Raw genomic sequence first — 15,523 nt, 5'->3', positions numbered from 1 at the left:
TCATAATGACAAAACAAGGGAAAAACAATGCATCCACAAGTTTATCATAGCCGTGATATTCAAGCATGGGAGCAGCGCTGGTTTGCTCGGCAAAACTCGTCTTATGGTCTGATGCAGCAGGTGGCCTGGTCAATTGCCCAGCGTGTCATTCCCGTTTTACAGCAACATAAATATCAGACAGTGGCGGTTTGCTGCGGGCAGGGCAATAATGCCGGAGATGGCTATCTGCTGGCCAAATATTTACAGCAGGCTGGTTTTCAGGTGCATATTTATGCGGCTGAACCCGGACCTTCGCCTGATTTGCAGCAGGCTGAACACGAGGCTCGAGCGGCTGGCCTGGATATTCAATCTGGCTTTCAGTTTCAGCAGTCGTATGAGGTCTATATCGATGCGCTGTTTGGGATTGGCCTGAATCGTGAACTGAGCGTTGAGTGGCAACAGATTATTCATCAGATGAATCAGCAGCGCGGCTTGAAAGTGGCGATTGATATTCCAAGTGGCCTGGATGCCAATTGCGGTCAGCCTTTACCCTGTGCGATTCAGGCCGATTTGACCTATAGCGTATTGGGTTTAAAAGCTGGACTCTTTACCGGTAAGGGCAAAGCCTACGCTGGACAGGTGGAGCTGATTGCCGCCATTCCTCCCGATGCCGAATTACACGCCATCGCCCAGCTGGCACCCACCCAGATTCAGTTGCCACCACGACAGGCTTTTGGTCATAAAGGCAGTTATGGGCATGTGCTAGTGGTCGGCGGTCATGCTGATATGGGTGGCGCGGTAATAATGGCGGCGGAAGCAGCGTTTGCGGCCGGTTGTGGCAAAGTGACCGTGGTTTGTGATGCCAAACATCATACGGCTATTTTAAGTCGCGCTCCGAATATCATGCTGCGTGATATTAACAGCTTGCAGGATGATGCCATTGAACAGCTGCTACAGCAGGTCGATGCCATCTGTTTTGGTATGGGACTTGGACGTGATGACTGGGCGGCTTGTCAATATGCGATGTGGTTGCCGAAACTGTTACAGGCTGAACTGGAACGGGTACTCGATGCCGATGCCTTATGGTTTCTGGCCGCACATCCGCAGCAGTTACCTGAAGGTAGTTATTTAACGCCACATCCGGGTGAGGCGGCGAAACTTTTAGGCCTAACGACAATGGAAGTTGAGCAGAACCGCTTACAGGCTATTCAGGAATTACAGGCTCGTTATGGCGGCCAGTGGGTGCTTAAAGGCGCGGGCAGCCTGATTCTGGAAGATCAGCTCTGGCTATGTACTGCCGGCAATGCCGGAATGGGCACAGGTGGCATGGGCGATGTCCTGTCCGGCATGATCGCCAGTTTAAAAGCGCAATATCATACTGAACTCAGTTTACATGAGATTGTCACTTTACATGCGCAAGCTGGAGATGTACTGGCGGAATCCGGTATGCGCGGACTTCAGGCACAGCAGATGAATCAGGCCATTTATCAGGTCGTGAACAGGTGAGAGATGCAAGCACTTAAAATTATTATTCAGGGAAATGTGCAGGGCGTGGGGTATCGCCGCTGGTTTGAACAGCAGGCGCAAGAACTGCAGCTAACCGGCTATGTCAAAAATCTGGACAATGGTGATGTCGAAGCAGAAATTATTGGCGAGGAAATGCAGATTCAGGAAATTCTGAAACGCAGTCTGGTTGGACCATTGCGGGCACAGGTCACTAAAATTGAGCGCATCCCGTTTGATCCGGCAGAACGTGAATACACCCATTTCCAGATGATCCGTTAAGTAGAAACTCCCGATTTGGACATCCCCTCACCGGGATCAAGATGGCTTCCAGTTAGCGCCGTCTGCTGCTAGAACGGCTACGGCCGCGCGCCATACCACCCAGGGCATTCAGTACCGCCATTTTGCTCATACTGCCGGAGGCGTGGGCATGGCAGATGGCAGCGGCCAGCGCATCAGCTGCATCAGCTTGCGGTTTAATGCTTAAATTTAACAGCTTCATCACCATCATCTGCACCTGTTCTTTATCGGCTGCCCCATAGCCGACCACAGACTGCTTGATTTGGCGGGCGGTATATTCCGCCACCTGTAAATCCAGATTGGTCAGTGCGGCAATGGCAGCACCACGCGCTTGACCCAGTTTCAGTGCCGAGTCCGGGTTTTGCGCCATAAAAACCTGTTCAACTGCGGCCTCAGTCGGGCCATGAAATTTTACAATCCGGTCAATACCACCAAAAATACGTTTCAGGCGTTCAGGCATTTCCGTGGTTTCGGTCCGAATGGTGCCGGCATCTACAAAACGCAATTTTGAGCCATCACGCTCAATAATGCCGTAACCGGTAAGCCGGGAACCGGGATCGATACCAATAATCAGTGACATGCCAAGCCTTAAAAAATTACATCAAAATGAATTATATGATTTTACAGCGGTATTGTGTGAGGGAATTTGCAGCAACCGGTGCGGATACTCAAGACTATCAACAATGCTTCAAACTCGCTGGAGCTGCTATTAAAAATAGCAGGGACAATATATAGGTTATCTTGGTAAAAAAGGCTGCATCTTCATTTTGGCTTAAGTTTCGGGGTTTATACTGTACATCTACAGTCAAAAGCCGTGCAGTACAGTGGCCGCGGCAGTGTTTATCGGGCTGTGGCTGCTGCTCGTGTATGCGGCTTATGTTTATTTTTATCGTGCTACAGCATAAAGCTCAGGTCTGTCATTGAAAATATTAATGACAGGCCTGCACTTTAAAAATAGAATAATGCCCATATTGTTACATAAGCGTGTCAAAAAAAGCTTGATGCTGATTAAGCAGTTGATGCCTGCACTCTATTTATTTTGTTGAGATTAGATTAATTTTCATGAAATTATTTCTTATTATTCTGGCTGGTTTAATTCTGGAAGTATTCGTCTGGATCGGCGTGGGTGACCTGGTCGGTAGCATGTGGTACGTGTTCTTCTGGTTTATTGCCGCCTTCTTTATTGGTATGAATCTGATCCGTAAGTATTCTGCGGGCATCATGCCACAAATGCAGCAGATGCAGATGGGACAAATGAGTGCAGATCCGGCATTAAGCAATAACTTGCCTAAAATCTTTGCAGGTTTCCTGCTGTTGATTCCAGGTCTGATCACCGATGTGCTGGCTGTGCTGATTATGATTCCGGGCGTACAAAATGCCTTTAAAGCGGCCATGATGAAAGCGATGATGAAACGTCAGCAAGCCATGATGAACCAGATGATGGGGGGCATGATGGGCGATATGAATGGCATGGGTGGTGGTGCACAAGGCCAGAATCCGTTCGCCGATCTGATGCGTCAGATGCAGGACATGCAAAACCAGCAGGCGGGCCGCGACTCGACTATTATTGATGGTGAAGCGCGCGAAGTGACGCCAGAAGCAAAAAAAATTGAAATGAAAGATGTGAATAAACACTAAGCCATCTTTATTTGAAAAACCGGATCTGCAAGGATTCGGTTTTTTTATGCTTGCAGTGCTCGTATATTTTTGAACGGGCGATATAATAAATGACTTTTTAAGCTTCTCCCTGTGTTATGTCCTTACTGTTGACCATTTGTGCCTTACATTTTGTGGCACAGCTTAGTCCCGGCCCCGATATTATTCTGATTGCCAAAAGCTCGGCATCGACCACACGTCGCAATACCATTCATATTATTGCCGGAATTTCATTGGGCATTGTGCTGTGGGTGGTTTTAACCCTGCTGGGCTTTACCGTTCTGGTCGAGCAGTTTCCATGGATTCAGCAGGTATTGATGCTGATAGGCGGTTTGTTTCTGGCGAAAATGGGCTGGGCCATGCTCAGTGGCGGACTACGCAGTTTAAAACAGTCTAGTGCATTGGAGGATGTGCAGGCACAGAGCTCTGCACAGAAAAACTATTTTTTACTGGGCCTGTTCACCAATTTATCTAATCCTAAAACCCTGATTTATTTTAGCAGTGTATTTTCATTGGCGCTCAGTTCATCGGCCAGTGATTATTTAAAAGCACAGCTGGCAGTGATTATTCCGCTGCAAACCTTCCTGACCTTTGTGTTGCTGATGCTGTTATTGTCACAGCCGAAAATTAAGGCGGTGTACCAGCGTTCAGGCAGTTATATTGATATTTTATCGGGCGCCTTATTCCTGATTTTTGCCCTGTGGCTGGGCTATGACGCCATCGGTATGTTCTGATTCAGAATCTGGTTGATCCTGTTCACTAACCAAAGCAGAAACAGCCGTTTCTGCTTTTTTATGGGCAGATGAATAACGGTTTGGTGCCAGAGTGGTTTCGGTATTTTCAGAGCCATGAAAACGGCGGCTGCGGTTGGCGCGTTCGCGTAATCCGCCTTTTTTGATCAGTTGTACCATCTTCATCCTCCTGTATTTCAGTCCGCTAGTTTAAACAAAAGGGCAGCCGGATGCATCTGACTTAAGAGTAGTCCGATAAAATTATTGGCAGAGAATACGGTGTTAAAGCAGCAGCTTAAGTGTCTGAAAGCGTGCATAAAAAGATAAATAAAGTCAACAAAAGCAGGCAGGGTTTACTTAAGCTTACATAGACTCACCAGTAATAGAGCTTGCTATGCTACACAGGCTCACATAAGATAAAACAATATTACAAAAAGCGTTTTTCGCATGATGTAAAAATAAAAACAAGAATTACAGTAAATTAGGAGAACTGCCTATGCTGTACCATCAATACCATTGCTCATGTTGCAATCAAGTGGTGGCGTCAACAGAAAAAGAATGTCCAAATTGCGGTTCACACAATATTCGTAGTCCTTATGGTTTCTGGATGTTCTGTATTTTAAGTTGTCTGGCCTTTGCGGTTATTTTTAAAGTCGTGCATGTCTATTTGCAGGACCATCAGGAAACCCCGACACAGCCGACTTTATTGGAAGTCTTAAAACAGGAATCCAGCTAACTGGATTCCTTGAATCTGATGAGCTTAGCTCAACTTTTGTTTAGCGGGATGACGCCAGAAAAGTGGCCTGATTCAGTGCCGACAGTTCAGTATTAATGTCAAAAATTTTCCCGTGAATCTTGTCGATGCCAAAACTTTGCAGACGCGCCGTGTGCATCTGTAAATATTGTTCTGCATGATGCTTTGTATCAAACAGGTAAATCCCGCCAGCTTGCTGGGTGTCGCTATTTTCGGTCCAGATTTTCCAGATGAGACCCGGTTCCTGATTAATACTGGCTGCCAGCTCGCGATAGGCCGTGGCCATTTCTGCGCCAAAAGGGCCATTTGAAGGGAAATCAACCTGAAGAATTACCGCCATCATGTTCATCCTGTTTTAAATGTTCCATCTTATTGTAAACAGTTTATGTTTTTATAAAATGATATTTCTGCCCAGAATTGCGATAAAGCAGACAATAAAAGACCCATCACGTGGATGGGTCTTTTAATATCTTCAGAGCTTAAAGGCCAGCAGCGGCTTTTAAGATATCGACTTTGTCGGTTTTTTCCCAGGTAAAGGCAGTGTCTGAACCTTCGCGGCCAAAGTGACCGTAGGCAGCAGTCTGCTTGTACATTGGTTGTAACAGGTCCAGCATACGGGTAATGCCGTATGGACGCAGGTCAAAGTGTTCACGAACTAGCTGAACAATCAGTTCATCAGCCACTTTACCGGTGTTAAAGGTGTTAATTGAAATTGAAGTTGGCTCCGCCACACCAATTGCATAAGACACCTGAATTTCACATTTGTCTGCCAGGCCAGCAGCGACAATATTTTTCGCCACATAACGACCCGCATAAGCAGCAGAGCGGTCTACTTTCGATGGGTCTTTACCAGAGAAGGCACCACCACCATGACGCGCCATACCACCGTAGGTATCTACAATAATTTTACGGCCAGTCAGACCACAGTCACCCACTGGGCCACCAATCACAAACATCCCGGTCGGGTTGATGTGGAATTTGGTGTCAGCATGGAACATGTCCGCAGGGATGATCTTTTTCACGATTTCTTCAATCACAGCTTCTTTCAGCTGTGCTTGACTAATTTCAGGATCATGCTGGGTTGACAGCACCACCGCATCTAAACGTACTGGTTTGCCATTTTCATAGGCAAAAGTCACCTGGCTTTTCGCATCTGGACGTAACCAAGGCAGGGCACCGCTACGACGCAGTTCAGCCTGTTTTTCCATTAAGCGATGCGCATAAGAAATTGGCGCAGGCATCAGCACATCCGTTTCACGGCTGGCATAACCAAACATCAAGCCCTGGTCGCCGGCACCCTGATCTTCAGGTTTTTGACGGTCTACACCTTGGGCAATTTCTGGTGACTGCTTACCAATCATGTTAATCACGGCACAGGTTGAACCATCAAAGCCGAGGTCAGAATGATGATAGCCAATACCATTTACGGTTTGACGTACAATCGCTTCAAAATCCACATTGGCTGTGGTTGTGATTTCACCCGCAAGTACGACCGCACCGGTTTTTACAAGCGTTTCACAAGCAACCCGCGCATATGGGTCTTCTTTTAAGATTGCATCCAAAATGGCATCACTGATTTGGTCAGCCATTTTATCTGGATGGCCTTCGCTTACAGATTCCGAGGTAAATACAGCGTACTCGCGCATAAGTCCTATCACAGTTATTTCAAAAGACGCAATATGTTACATCGAGTTAGACTTTAGGACTAGCTCAATACGACCAAATTGGCTGAATTTATTTCAATTCAATGACTTTTTATCTGATATAGGCATTTAAAAAACTGATATAAAATCCAAAACGGTATAGATTCATCATCCGGATAAACTTGAGTTTTAATTCAATAAATCACTATTTTAAAAGCGGCTGTATTCTTCTAATTTATATTAGGAATCAATTAATTATATTATTTTAAACGTGTAAGGTGTATTCTGCCTGTCATCTTTTGGTCGTCATCATGCTCTAAAATGAAGTCTGTTACTGTTGAGCAGGATTGTGCAGTTTTGAATTAAATTGAATGAATTTCACAATGAGCGCTTTTTTGTATAAAAAACCATCCAAACAGGTCAGTTATGTAACGGGAAAATCCGGATGAGCTACCCGGTTATTCGCCAGAAATTCAATTTTCTCATGCCTCTAGCCAGGAATTGTACGAAAATGCGCAGGCAAACGAATAAATACCGAAAAATTACCGCTGAGGCTTTACCCCATACGCTTTTTTTAAGACAATAGACGTGTTTTGAATTCCTATTCATCTTCCTTTATTAAACGATTTATTTGGACTCTGACCTATGACGACCCCGCTTAATGAACGTCGTATTGCAAACGCAATTCGTGTATTGGCTATGGATGCCGTGCAAAAAGCAAATTCCGGACATCCAGGTGCGCCGATGGGGATGGCAGACATCGCTGACGTGGTGTGGCGTGAATTTTTAAATCATAACCCGACGAACCCGCAATGGGCTAACCGCGACCGTTTTGTTTTATCCAATGGTCATGGTTCTATGCTGCATTATGCGCTGTTACATTTAACCGGTTATGATCTTTCAATTGAAGATTTAAAAGCATTCCGTCAACTACACTCTAAAACACCAGGTCACCCGGAATACGGCTATGCACCAGGGGTTGAAACCACCACTGGTCCACTTGGTCAGGGTATTGCCAATGCGGTTGGTTTTGCTCTGGCTGAAAAGACACTGGCAGCGCAGTTCAATAAAGATGATATGCAAGTGGTTGACCATTACACCTACTGTTTCCTGGGTGATGGCTGCCTGATGGAAGGTATTTCTCACGAAGTATGTTCACTGGCCGGTACTTTAGGTCTGGGTAAACTGGTGGTTTACTATGATGACAACGGTATTTCAATTGATGGTGAAGTTGAAGGCTGGTTCTCTGATGACACTGAACAGCGCTTCCTATCTTATGGCTGGCAAGTGCTGAAAGTTGATGGTCATGATGCAGATGCTATTCGCGAAGCAACTGTGGCTGCCAAAGCTGAAACCGCTAAACCAACCATTATTATCTGTAAAACCATTATCGGTTTAGGTTCACCAAACAAACAGGGTAAAGAAGATTGCCACGGTGCACCGCTGGGTAATGATGAAATCGTGTTAACCCGCGAAGCGCTGGGCTGGACCGATGAAGCGTTTGTAATTCCTGAAGATGTGTATGCTGCTTGGGATGCGAAAACCAAAGGTGCTGAAACTGAAGTTGCCTGGAATGCTACTTTTGCTGCCTATGCAGCAAAATATCCTGCAGAAGCAGCTGAATTAAAACGCCGTTTAAGCGGTGAATTACCAGCAGAATTCCTGGCACAGGCCGATGCCTATATTGCTGAAGTGAACGCGAAAGCAGAAACCATTGCGACCCGTAAAGCCAGCCAGAATACGCTACAGGCTTTTGGTCCATTATTACCTGAATTATTGGGTGGTTCTGCGGACCTGGCTGGTTCAAACCTGACGCTTTGGAAAGGTTGCCAGGGCGTACAAGACAATGCCGCAGGTAACTATGTGCACTACGGCGTACGTGAATTTGGTATGACCGCGATTGCCAACGGTGTGGCGCTGCACGGCGGTTTCATTCCTTATGTAGCAACATTCTTAATGTTCATGGAATATGCGCGTAATGCCGTGCGTATGTCTGCGTTAATGAAGCAACGCGTAATTCATGTTTATACCCATGATTCGATCGGTCTGGGTGAAGATGGTCCTACGCACCAGCCAATTGAGCAGATCGCATCGTTACGTGGTACGCCAAACCTGAACACATGGCGTCCATGTGACACGGTTGAAGCTGCGATTTCCTGGAAATCTGCTTTAAGCCGTGCGGAAGGTCCATCTGCGTTAATCTTCTCTCGTCAAAACCTGCCATTCCAGGCGCGTACTCAAGCGCAAATTGAAAACGCGGCCAAAGGTGGTTATGTGCTGGCTGAAGAAAAAGGTGAATTGAAAGCAATCATCATTGCGACTGGTTCTGAAGTGGCCTTGGCGATGGAAGCACATGCACAGCTTGAAGGTGTACGTGTAGTATCTATGCCATGTGCTGAAGAATTCATGCAGCAAGATGCGGCGTATCGTGAAGCGGTTCTGCCATCGAATATCCGTGCCCGTGTTGCGGTTGAAGCAGCGCATGTCGATTACTGGTGGAAATTTGTGGGTCTGGACGGTCGCGTGATTGGTATGACCACTTACGGCGAATCTGCACCAGCCAAAGATTTGTTCCAGCACTTTGGTATTACCACGGAAGCAGTAGTTGCTGCGGTGAAAGAACTGACGGCTTAATCGCTCAGAAATTTCAAAAAAGACGCTCCGAATGGGGCGTTTTTTTATGGTAGTTTAAAAGGCTGAATGATATAAAAGAAGACCCACATGACAGCAATCAGTATTGTGCCTTTGGCACAGACCAGTCAGCCGCAATGGCAAGCACTTTGGGTCGGTTATCAGGCCTTTTATCAAACCAAGTTATCAGATGAACTGAGTGCCCATACCTGGCAGCGTCTGACATCAGCCGAGTCTGCGCATATGTATGGTTTTGCAGCCCTGCTTGAACAGCAGATGGTCGGCTTTGTACATGTGATTGAACATGACAGCTGCTGGACATTCAAGCCTTATGCCTATTTGCAGGATTTATTTACCCACCCCGATTATCGCGGGCAGGGTGTGGCCAGATTACTGATTGAACAGGTCTATATGGAAGCCAAAAAACGCCAGTGCGACCGGGTTTACTGGCTGACACAAGAAGCCAATCAAACTGCACAAATATTGTATGATAAAGTGGCATACAAGACCGGATTTATTCAATATAAACAAAGTCTGTAACGGCATCCATGCGTTAATCGTTTCATTGCTGCAACAGAACGTTTTATCTGTAGCAATGAACTCTAACAAGAAATCTATACACTAATAAGCATTCAAAAAGCGAGATAAAAGCATGAACTTTAAAGCACTTGTACTTGGTTTGGCGGTCACTTCAGTAGCAACAGCTGCGTTGGCAAAACCAGTGGCGTATCAAATTGACCCGACCCATACGGCAACTGTATTTAGCTGGGATCACTTCGGTTTCTCTACGCCATCAGGTAACTTCTCTAACATTCAAGGTACCATTAATGTTGATGAGAAACAGCCAGAAAAATCATCTGTCAACGTGACTATTCCATTAAACAGCCTGAACACCAACGTCAAAGCGCTGGATGAGCACTTAATGGCAGCAGACTGGTTTGATGCAGCAAAATATCCAACTATTACTTTCAAAAGTACCAAAGTTGAAACTCAGGACAAAAAGAACTTTAAAATCACAGGTGATTTAACTGTGAAAGGTGTAACGAAACCTGTAGTTCTGGATGCGGTACTGAACAAACAAGGTCCACATCCAATGACCAAAGCGGCAACTGTTGGTTTTAATGCCACCACGTCATTTGACCGTTCAGCATTTGGTATCGCCGGTTTTGTACCAAATGTAGGTGATAAAATTACTGTAAACATCACCACTGAAGCTTCTGTTGCTGCGAAAAAATAATCGCAAGAACAGCACAAAAAGCACCCGCTTCAGGGTGCTTTTTTTATGACGATGATAAATGTAAGGACAATTTAAAGCTTTCCGGTCAGCTTTGAGATTTTAAGCCGGCCAGAAACTGGCTCAGAACCGTCGCGCTGACCTGTTGCAGTTGCGGCGCGTATTGCTGATGATTGGCGCGTAAGGCGGGAATATTAATCTGGGCCTGACGTAATTCACAGGTATGGCCAATCAGCCATTTTTCTAAACTGTCTGCAGCAACTTCAGCGTGAAATTGTAACGCCAGAATATGTGGTCCGACCCGAAAGGCCTGATTCGGATACAGGTCGGAGCTGGCCAGTAATTCAGCCTGTGCTGGTAAATCAAAAGTATCGCCGTGCCAATGCAACACCGGTGTATCGGCTAATGCTGCCAGTGGATGATGGACGGCATCTGCCAGACTGAGCGTACTCCAGCCAATTTCTTTGGTATGGCCGGCATAGACTTTGGCACCCAAGGCATAAGCAATGAGCTGTGCACCCAAACAAATACCAATAGTGGGTAAATTCTTTTCTAAACGTACTTTTAGTAAGTCTATTTCTTGTTGTAAGAAAGGATAGTCTGTGATTTCATAAACGCCAATTGGGCCACCCAAAATAATCACTAATCCTTCATGTGCAAACGCCTTTTCTAGATTTTCCACACCAGCTTCAAAATACCGTACCCGTAAACCTTGTTCATACAGGACATCTTCCCACGCGCCGAGGTCTTCAAATGCAAGATGTTGAATGGCATAGACAGTGTCGGGTAAATCGAACATGGCAGATACTTCAGGCTGAAAGGGAGATTTAATGTAACGTGAAATAATCCTGAACTAAAGTGTAATACTTAAATAAAGGATAGATTTTTAATTTGATCTTCCGGTTTATACCACGCTGAAAGAGCGTGCTTCGAAAGTCATAGCATTTTATGTCGCAATAAAAACGCCCGATGCAAATACATCGGGCGCAGGTTGAAACGGTAACTTCAACGCTGTTGGAATCCTAAAGACGAGTCTTTAGAAGAAGCCGGCTGGTTTGGTTGAATAGCTGACCAGCAGGTTTTTGGTTTGTTGATAATGTTCTAACATCATCTTGTGGTTTTCACGGCCAATACCTGACTTTTTATAACCACCGAAAGCTGCATGCGCAGGGTAAATGTGGTAACAGTTCGTCCAAACGCGACCCGCTTGAATAGCACGACCCGCACGGTAAGAAGTATGCGCAGAACGTGACCAAACACCTGCACCTAAACCGTAAATGGTGTCATTGGCAATTTTAATGGCTTCATCGAAGTCTTTAAATGTAGTCACAGAAAGCACTGGGCCGAAAATTTCTTCTTGGAAAATTTTCATGTCATTGGTGCCTTTGAAAATTGTCGGCTCAATATAGAAACCACTGCCAACTTCATGACGTTCACCGCCACCTGTTAAAACTTGCGCGCCTTCGGCACGACCTGTCGCAATACAACCCAAGATTTTGTCTTGTTGTTCTTGTGACGCCTGCGCACCAATCATGGTTTCAGTATCAAGCGGGTGACCTGTTTTAATACGTTTAACACGTTCGATGGCTTTTTCAAGGAAACGGTCAGCAATACTTTCCTGTACGAGCGCACGTGATGGACAAGTACAAATTTCACCCTGATTCAGCGCAAACATAGCAAAGCCTTCGAGTGCTTTGTCTAAGTAGTCGTCATCTTGCGCCATAATATCTTCAAAGAAAATATTTGGAGATTTACCACCAAGCTCCAAAGTCACTGGAATGATGTTTTCAGTGGCGTATTGCATGATCAATTGACCGACCTGGGTCGAACCTGTGAATGCAATTTTGGCAATACGTGGATTGGTTGCCAATGGGCGACCCACTTCTACACCGTAACCATTGACTACGTTTAATACGCCTGCTGGCAATAAATCTTGAATCAGTTCAACCAAAACTAAAATGCTGGCAGGGGTTTGTTCTGCAGGTTTAAGTACAATACAGTTACCCGCAGCCAAAGCAGGTGCAAGTTTCCATGTTGCCATTAAAATTGGGAAGTTCCATGGAATAATTTGCCCCACAACGCCCAACGGCTCATGAAAGTGATAGGCAATGGTATCTTCATCAATTTCAGAAATTCCGCCTTCTTGGGCACGAATACAGCCTGCAAAATAACGGAAATGGTCAATCGCCAATGGAATGTCGGCAGCCAATGTTTCCCGAACAGGCTTACCATTATCCCATGTTTCTGCCACTGCCAATAATTCTAGATTTTGTTCTAAACGATCTGCAATTTTTAACAAAATGTTAGAACGTGTTGTAGGAGATGAGCTGTTCCATTGTGCTTTGGCTTTATGGGCTGCGTCTAAAGCCAGTTCAATGTCTTCTGCCGATGAGCGTGGGACTTTGGTAAATACTTTGCCATCTACAGGAGAGATATTTTCAAAGTATTCGCCTTTTACAGGGGCGACCCACTCGCCACCAATAAAGTTTTCGTATTGTGCTTTAAATTGAACTTTTGAACCGGGTTGATTGGGATCTACGTAACGCATAATTCTCTTCCTTTGATGGTTTTTTATAATCTGCCGTCATCTTTACCGTTTAGCACAATCCTGTGTCTAAAATCAGGTTAAATTTACGGCTAAGGTATAAGGTACTTTAGTACGTTATTTGTTTAGCATACCAATATAAGGTTGGAAAAAGGTTGGAAAGTTGCAGGTTTACAAGCAGCGAACAAATCCTTACAAAAGTAAGCGGTACAATGGATGTAATGCCCACAGGATTGTGAGAATCAATAATGATGAAAAAACAAGACCTATTGGAAAAAAGGCAGCATATTGAACAGTTTAGACAAAGCAGCAGTTTATCGCCGCTGCATGCGCAGCAAATTCAGCAGAGTATTTTAAAATCTTGGCAACGCTCTCAAATTGCTGAAATTCCTGTTGATCGGTTGGCAGCCCCGTTAAATTATAGTCTAACGCATACACATGGTGGTTCGGCCTTACAACGTGCTGTGCAAAACTGTGCAGAAGATTTAAGACATATCGCACAGCAGTCCGACATGGTGGCAGCCGTGGGCGATGTGGGCAGTACAATTATTTGGACGGCAGCGAGCGCGCAAATGCGTAATGTGGCGGAACAGGTGCATTTTGTAGAAGGCGGGCAGTGGCGTGAAGAGTTGGTGGGTACCAATGCTTTGGCTTTGTCACTTAAAACTCAGCAAGCAAGTTGTGTGTTTTCCAGTGAACACTTTATGTCATCGTTACATGACTGGGTTTGTTATGCAGCGCCTATTTTAGACCCTTATTCCAAACAAGTATTGGGTGTAATTGATTTATCGACTACTTGGAAAAACCATAACAGTTTGGGGATGTTGGCAGCAGAACGCTGTGCTTCTTTGATTCAAAATGCACTGCTTGATCAGCAAAAACAGCAGCTTTATATTCGCGCGTTTCGCGTGCCACAGGTGTTATTTAATGGCAAAGTGGTGGTGATGACACCGCGTCAAATTGAAATATTGGTGATTTTAGCACTTTGTCCACAAGGCATGAGTTTAGATACTTTACACCAAGCTCTATATGGTGAGCGTAAAGTCAGTATGGGCACGCTTAAAGCTGAGATGTCTCAATTACGTGATATTCTAGGCGGGATGCTTGGTTCGCGTCCTTACCGAATTTTGGCGCATATAGAAGCCGATTTTTTACAAGCTGAGCAGGCTTTAGATGCTGGTTATGTGCAGTCTGCCTTACAAACGTGTGCAGGAGTATTTTTGGCGAAAACTGAAAGTCCATTTTTATGTGCATGGCGAGATTGCTTAGAATCTCGCCTGAGTGATGCCATTTTTAATGCACAAGATACCGATGTATTGCTAAAACATTTGGCACGCAGCCCTGAAGCGATTGACGCAGTGGAGCGTTTAATTGAATTGATGCCCAAGGGGCATCCTGCACATCAAATTTTATTAAAATACACAGCTTAAGGGATGCATCAAGTCATTTAGCCGTTAATTCACTTCCTTTAGTTCAAGTTTTTAGTTTTATAGCCCCTTGCGGTTTAACCAGTCAAACAAGGACTGATACACTTCCGCACGGACTTCGGGCGCAGAAAGTACCAAATCATGCACGCCATTTTCAATTTGGCAAAGCTGAATATCGCCATGCATGTGATGTCCATATTTTTGCATATCTGCAACATTTAAAATTACGTCAGTGCGTTGCGCAATCTCATTCCATTGGCGTGGATAACTACTTTGACTCGCATGCATAATTAAGGTGGGTACACCTAAATGCACACTGGCATGAATTTCTTTTTGCGCTTCATGAATTGCACGTACAAAACTTAATCGCACTTTTGGATAACGCGGTTTCTTCCATTCCAAATTAAATAACCATTCACCATGATATTGTTTGTGTAGACTTGGTACATAAAATGGATTAAGGCGGCTTGGAAATTTCATTTCTGGCAGCAATTTGCCCAATTGGCTCAAACGAGGAATGCCGAATTTTTTCTCAATCTCGCTCATATTGAAATCATAAAAAGGGCTGTTGCACCATAAACCACGAATCAGTGGATGATTGGGATGATGTGCCACATATAACGTGGTGATTAATCCACCTGTTGAATGTCCCGCCAAAATTACCGAGTCATGTTCTTCTGTGGCAATTTGCTCAAGTGCAGCGGAAATTTCTGCATCATATTCAGACAAGCTGCGCACATTGTACCAATGTTGATGTGACAAATGCGAACGCCCATATTTACGTAAATCTAGGGCATAAAAGTCATAACCGTGCTGATTAAACTGGTCTGCCATTTCTGTTTGAAAAAAATAGTCAATAAAACCATGAATATAAAGTACGGCTTTACGGGTTTCCTGTTCGGCTTTTTTGCGTACCAAGGTAGAAATGACTTTGCCTTCATAATCCGAAGGAAAATCCAGCGTCATTTGTTGGTAATCGGCACCCAAAATATCGGGTTGATAGCTTGGTGTTGTTTTTTGTTTTTTGCTTAACAGCATAAGGTGTTCGTCATCCATTTTATTTTGACTATATCCTTGATGCGCTGTGCGCATTTGTCAAATTGAATTATGCAAACCCTCT

16 protein-coding genes are annotated in these 15,523 nt (G+C 44.9%); 9 read left to right on the top strand and 7 right to left on the bottom strand.

Annotation, left to right across the window (positions count from 1 at the left end; genetic code table 11):
- Window positions 1-27 precede the first annotated feature (27 nt).
- Together ACPEPR_RS03830 and ACPEPR_RS03825 are read left to right on the top strand one after the other, a co-directional pair.
- Window positions 28-1,485 carry an NAD(P)H-hydrate dehydratase gene (locus tag ACPEPR_RS03830; protein ID WP_286425717.1) on the top strand — a complete coding sequence of 486 codons (1,458 nt, stop codon included), beginning with the start codon at window positions 28-30 and terminating at the stop codon, window positions 1,483-1,485.
- 3 nt (window positions 1,486-1,488) lie between these two features.
- On the top strand, window positions 1,489-1,764 hold the full coding sequence (locus tag ACPEPR_RS03825) for an acylphosphatase (protein ID WP_005177399.1): 276 nt from the start codon (window positions 1,489-1,491) through the stop codon (window positions 1,762-1,764).
- A gap of 52 nt (window positions 1,765-1,816) precedes the next feature.
- On the opposite strand, the gene ruvC is transcribed toward ACPEPR_RS03825, so the two are convergent.
- Window positions 1,817-2,362: a crossover junction endodeoxyribonuclease RuvC gene (gene ruvC, locus ACPEPR_RS03820; RefSeq protein ID WP_045795787.1), complete on the bottom strand. Its 546-nt coding sequence runs from the start codon at window positions 2,360-2,362 to the stop codon at window positions 1,817-1,819.
- 482 nt (window positions 2,363-2,844) lie between these two features.
- On the opposite strand from ruvC, the gene ACPEPR_RS03815 reads away from it, so the two are divergent.
- Both ACPEPR_RS03815 and ACPEPR_RS03810 read left to right on the top strand, forming a co-directional pair.
- The gene (locus ACPEPR_RS03815) at window positions 2,845-3,420 is read left to right on the top strand and encodes an FxsA family protein (protein WP_016658253.1); all 576 of its coding nucleotides are present in this window, start codon (window positions 2,845-2,847) and stop codon (window positions 3,418-3,420) included.
- A gap of 116 nt (window positions 3,421-3,536) precedes the next feature.
- The gene (locus ACPEPR_RS03810) at window positions 3,537-4,172 is read left to right on the top strand and encodes a LysE family transporter (RefSeq protein ID WP_005177415.1); all 636 of its coding nucleotides are present in this window, start codon (window positions 3,537-3,539) and stop codon (window positions 4,170-4,172) included.
- On the opposite strand, the gene ACPEPR_RS03805 is transcribed toward ACPEPR_RS03810, so the two are convergent.
- On the bottom strand, window positions 4,119-4,349 hold the full coding sequence (locus tag ACPEPR_RS03805; RefSeq protein WP_005177416.1) for a hypothetical protein: 231 nt from the start codon (window positions 4,347-4,349) through the stop codon (window positions 4,119-4,121). The genes ACPEPR_RS03810 and ACPEPR_RS03805 overlap by 54 nt on opposite strands.
- Window positions 4,350-4,668: 319 nt before the next feature.
- Between ACPEPR_RS03805 and ACPEPR_RS03800 the strand changes: the two genes are divergently transcribed.
- On the top strand, window positions 4,669-4,905 hold the full coding sequence (locus ACPEPR_RS03800; protein WP_370459256.1) for a hypothetical protein: 237 nt from the start codon (window positions 4,669-4,671) through the stop codon (window positions 4,903-4,905).
- A gap of 40 nt (window positions 4,906-4,945) precedes the next feature.
- Here the strand turns inward: ACPEPR_RS03800 and ACPEPR_RS03795 are convergent, their stop codons facing one another.
- Both ACPEPR_RS03795 and metK read right to left on the bottom strand, forming a co-directional pair.
- Entirely contained in the window at window positions 4,946-5,263 is a 318-nt protein-coding gene (locus ACPEPR_RS03795) for a monooxygenase (RefSeq protein ID WP_168398629.1), read from the bottom strand.
- Window positions 5,264-5,402: 139 nt separating this feature from the next.
- Complete coding sequence (metK, locus tag ACPEPR_RS03790; protein WP_005177421.1) at window positions 5,403-6,569, bottom strand: methionine adenosyltransferase; 1,167 nt, start codon at window positions 6,567-6,569, stop codon at window positions 5,403-5,405.
- 642 nt (window positions 6,570-7,211) lie between these two features.
- Between metK and tkt the strand changes: the two genes are divergently transcribed.
- The 3 genes from tkt (at window position 7,212) to ACPEPR_RS03775 (ending at window position 10,434) form a co-directional block, all read left to right on the top strand.
- Window positions 7,212-9,200, top strand: a complete 1,989-nt coding sequence (tkt, locus tag ACPEPR_RS03785) for a transketolase (protein ID WP_423561943.1) — start codon at window positions 7,212-7,214, stop codon at window positions 9,198-9,200.
- An 87-nt stretch (window positions 9,201-9,287) separates the two neighbouring features.
- Window positions 9,288-9,737, top strand: a complete 450-nt coding sequence (locus tag ACPEPR_RS03780; RefSeq protein WP_423561942.1) for a GNAT family N-acetyltransferase — start codon at window positions 9,288-9,290, stop codon at window positions 9,735-9,737.
- A gap of 112 nt (window positions 9,738-9,849) precedes the next feature.
- Window positions 9,850-10,434, top strand: a complete 585-nt coding sequence (locus ACPEPR_RS03775; protein WP_005177424.1) for a YceI family protein — start codon at window positions 9,850-9,852, stop codon at window positions 10,432-10,434.
- Window positions 10,435-10,519: 85 nt separating this feature from the next.
- On the opposite strand, the gene ACPEPR_RS03770 is transcribed toward ACPEPR_RS03775, so the two are convergent.
- Window positions 10,520-11,230 (bottom strand): glutamine amidotransferase, encoded by a 711-nt coding sequence (locus tag ACPEPR_RS03770; protein ID WP_423561941.1) that lies wholly within the window; start codon window positions 11,228-11,230, stop codon window positions 10,520-10,522.
- Window positions 11,231-11,467: 237 nt separating this feature from the next.
- Window positions 11,468-12,979 carry an acetaldehyde dehydrogenase ExaC gene (exaC, locus tag ACPEPR_RS03765; RefSeq protein WP_016658247.1) on the bottom strand — a complete coding sequence of 504 codons (1,512 nt, stop codon included), beginning with the start codon at window positions 12,977-12,979 and terminating at the stop codon, window positions 11,468-11,470.
- Between the two features lie 245 nt (window positions 12,980-13,224).
- On the opposite strand from exaC, the gene ACPEPR_RS03760 reads away from it, so the two are divergent.
- Window positions 13,225-14,406, top strand: coding sequence for a transcriptional regulator (locus tag ACPEPR_RS03760; protein ID WP_070155198.1), 1,182 nt, complete (start codon window positions 13,225-13,227; stop codon window positions 14,404-14,406).
- A gap of 57 nt (window positions 14,407-14,463) precedes the next feature.
- On the opposite strand, the gene ACPEPR_RS03755 is transcribed toward ACPEPR_RS03760, so the two are convergent.
- Window positions 14,464-15,459, bottom strand: coding sequence for an alpha/beta hydrolase (locus ACPEPR_RS03755; protein ID WP_168399624.1), 996 nt, complete (start codon window positions 15,457-15,459; stop codon window positions 14,464-14,466).
- Between the last annotated feature and the right edge of the window lie 64 nt (window positions 15,460-15,523).

It is taken from the genome of Acinetobacter sp. AND/436 (assembly GCF_049546925.1).
GTDB lineage: Bacteria > Pseudomonadota > Gammaproteobacteria > Pseudomonadales > Moraxellaceae > Acinetobacter > Acinetobacter indicus.
This window is presented reverse-complemented; position numbering and strand designations above follow the sequence as displayed.

What these genes read in the sequence shown, in the direction of transcription:
- ACPEPR_RS03830 (WP_286425717.1), top strand. Translation starts at nt 28, where the DNA reads ATGCATCCACAAGTTTATCATAGCCGTGATATTCAAGCATGGGAGCAG.
- ACPEPR_RS03825 (WP_005177399.1), top strand. Translation starts at nt 1,489, where the DNA reads ATGCAAGCACTTAAAATTATTATTCAGGGAAATGTGCAGGGCGTGGGG.
- ruvC (WP_045795787.1), bottom strand. Translation starts at nt 2,362, where the DNA reads ATGTCACTGATTATTGGTATCGATCCCGGTTCCCGGCTTACCGGTTAC.
- ACPEPR_RS03815 (WP_016658253.1), top strand. Translation starts at nt 2,845, where the DNA reads ATGAAATTATTTCTTATTATTCTGGCTGGTTTAATTCTGGAAGTATTC.
- ACPEPR_RS03810 (WP_005177415.1), top strand. Translation starts at nt 3,537, where the DNA reads ATGTCCTTACTGTTGACCATTTGTGCCTTACATTTTGTGGCACAGCTT.
- ACPEPR_RS03805 (WP_005177416.1), bottom strand. Translation starts at nt 4,349, where the DNA reads ATGGTACAACTGATCAAAAAAGGCGGATTACGCGAACGCGCCAACCGC.
- ACPEPR_RS03795 (WP_168398629.1), bottom strand. Translation starts at nt 5,263, where the DNA reads ATGGCGGTAATTCTTCAGGTTGATTTCCCTTCAAATGGCCCTTTTGGC.
- metK (WP_005177421.1), bottom strand. Translation starts at nt 6,569, where the DNA reads ATGCGCGAGTACGCTGTATTTACCTCGGAATCTGTAAGCGAAGGCCAT.
- tkt (WP_423561943.1), top strand. Translation starts at nt 7,212, where the DNA reads ATGACGACCCCGCTTAATGAACGTCGTATTGCAAACGCAATTCGTGTA.
- ACPEPR_RS03780 (WP_423561942.1), top strand. Translation starts at nt 9,288, where the DNA reads ATGACAGCAATCAGTATTGTGCCTTTGGCACAGACCAGTCAGCCGCAA.
- ACPEPR_RS03775 (WP_005177424.1), top strand. Translation starts at nt 9,850, where the DNA reads ATGAACTTTAAAGCACTTGTACTTGGTTTGGCGGTCACTTCAGTAGCA.
- ACPEPR_RS03770 (WP_423561941.1), bottom strand. Translation starts at nt 11,230, where the DNA reads ATGTTCGATTTACCCGACACTGTCTATGCCATTCAACATCTTGCATTT.
- exaC (WP_016658247.1), bottom strand. Translation starts at nt 12,979, where the DNA reads ATGCGTTACGTAGATCCCAATCAACCCGGTTCAAAAGTTCAATTTAAA.
- ACPEPR_RS03760 (WP_070155198.1), top strand. Translation starts at nt 13,225, where the DNA reads ATGATGAAAAAACAAGACCTATTGGAAAAAAGGCAGCATATTGAACAG.
- ACPEPR_RS03755 (WP_168399624.1), bottom strand. Translation starts at nt 15,459, where the DNA reads ATGGATGACGAACACCTTATGCTGTTAAGCAAAAAACAAAAAACAACA.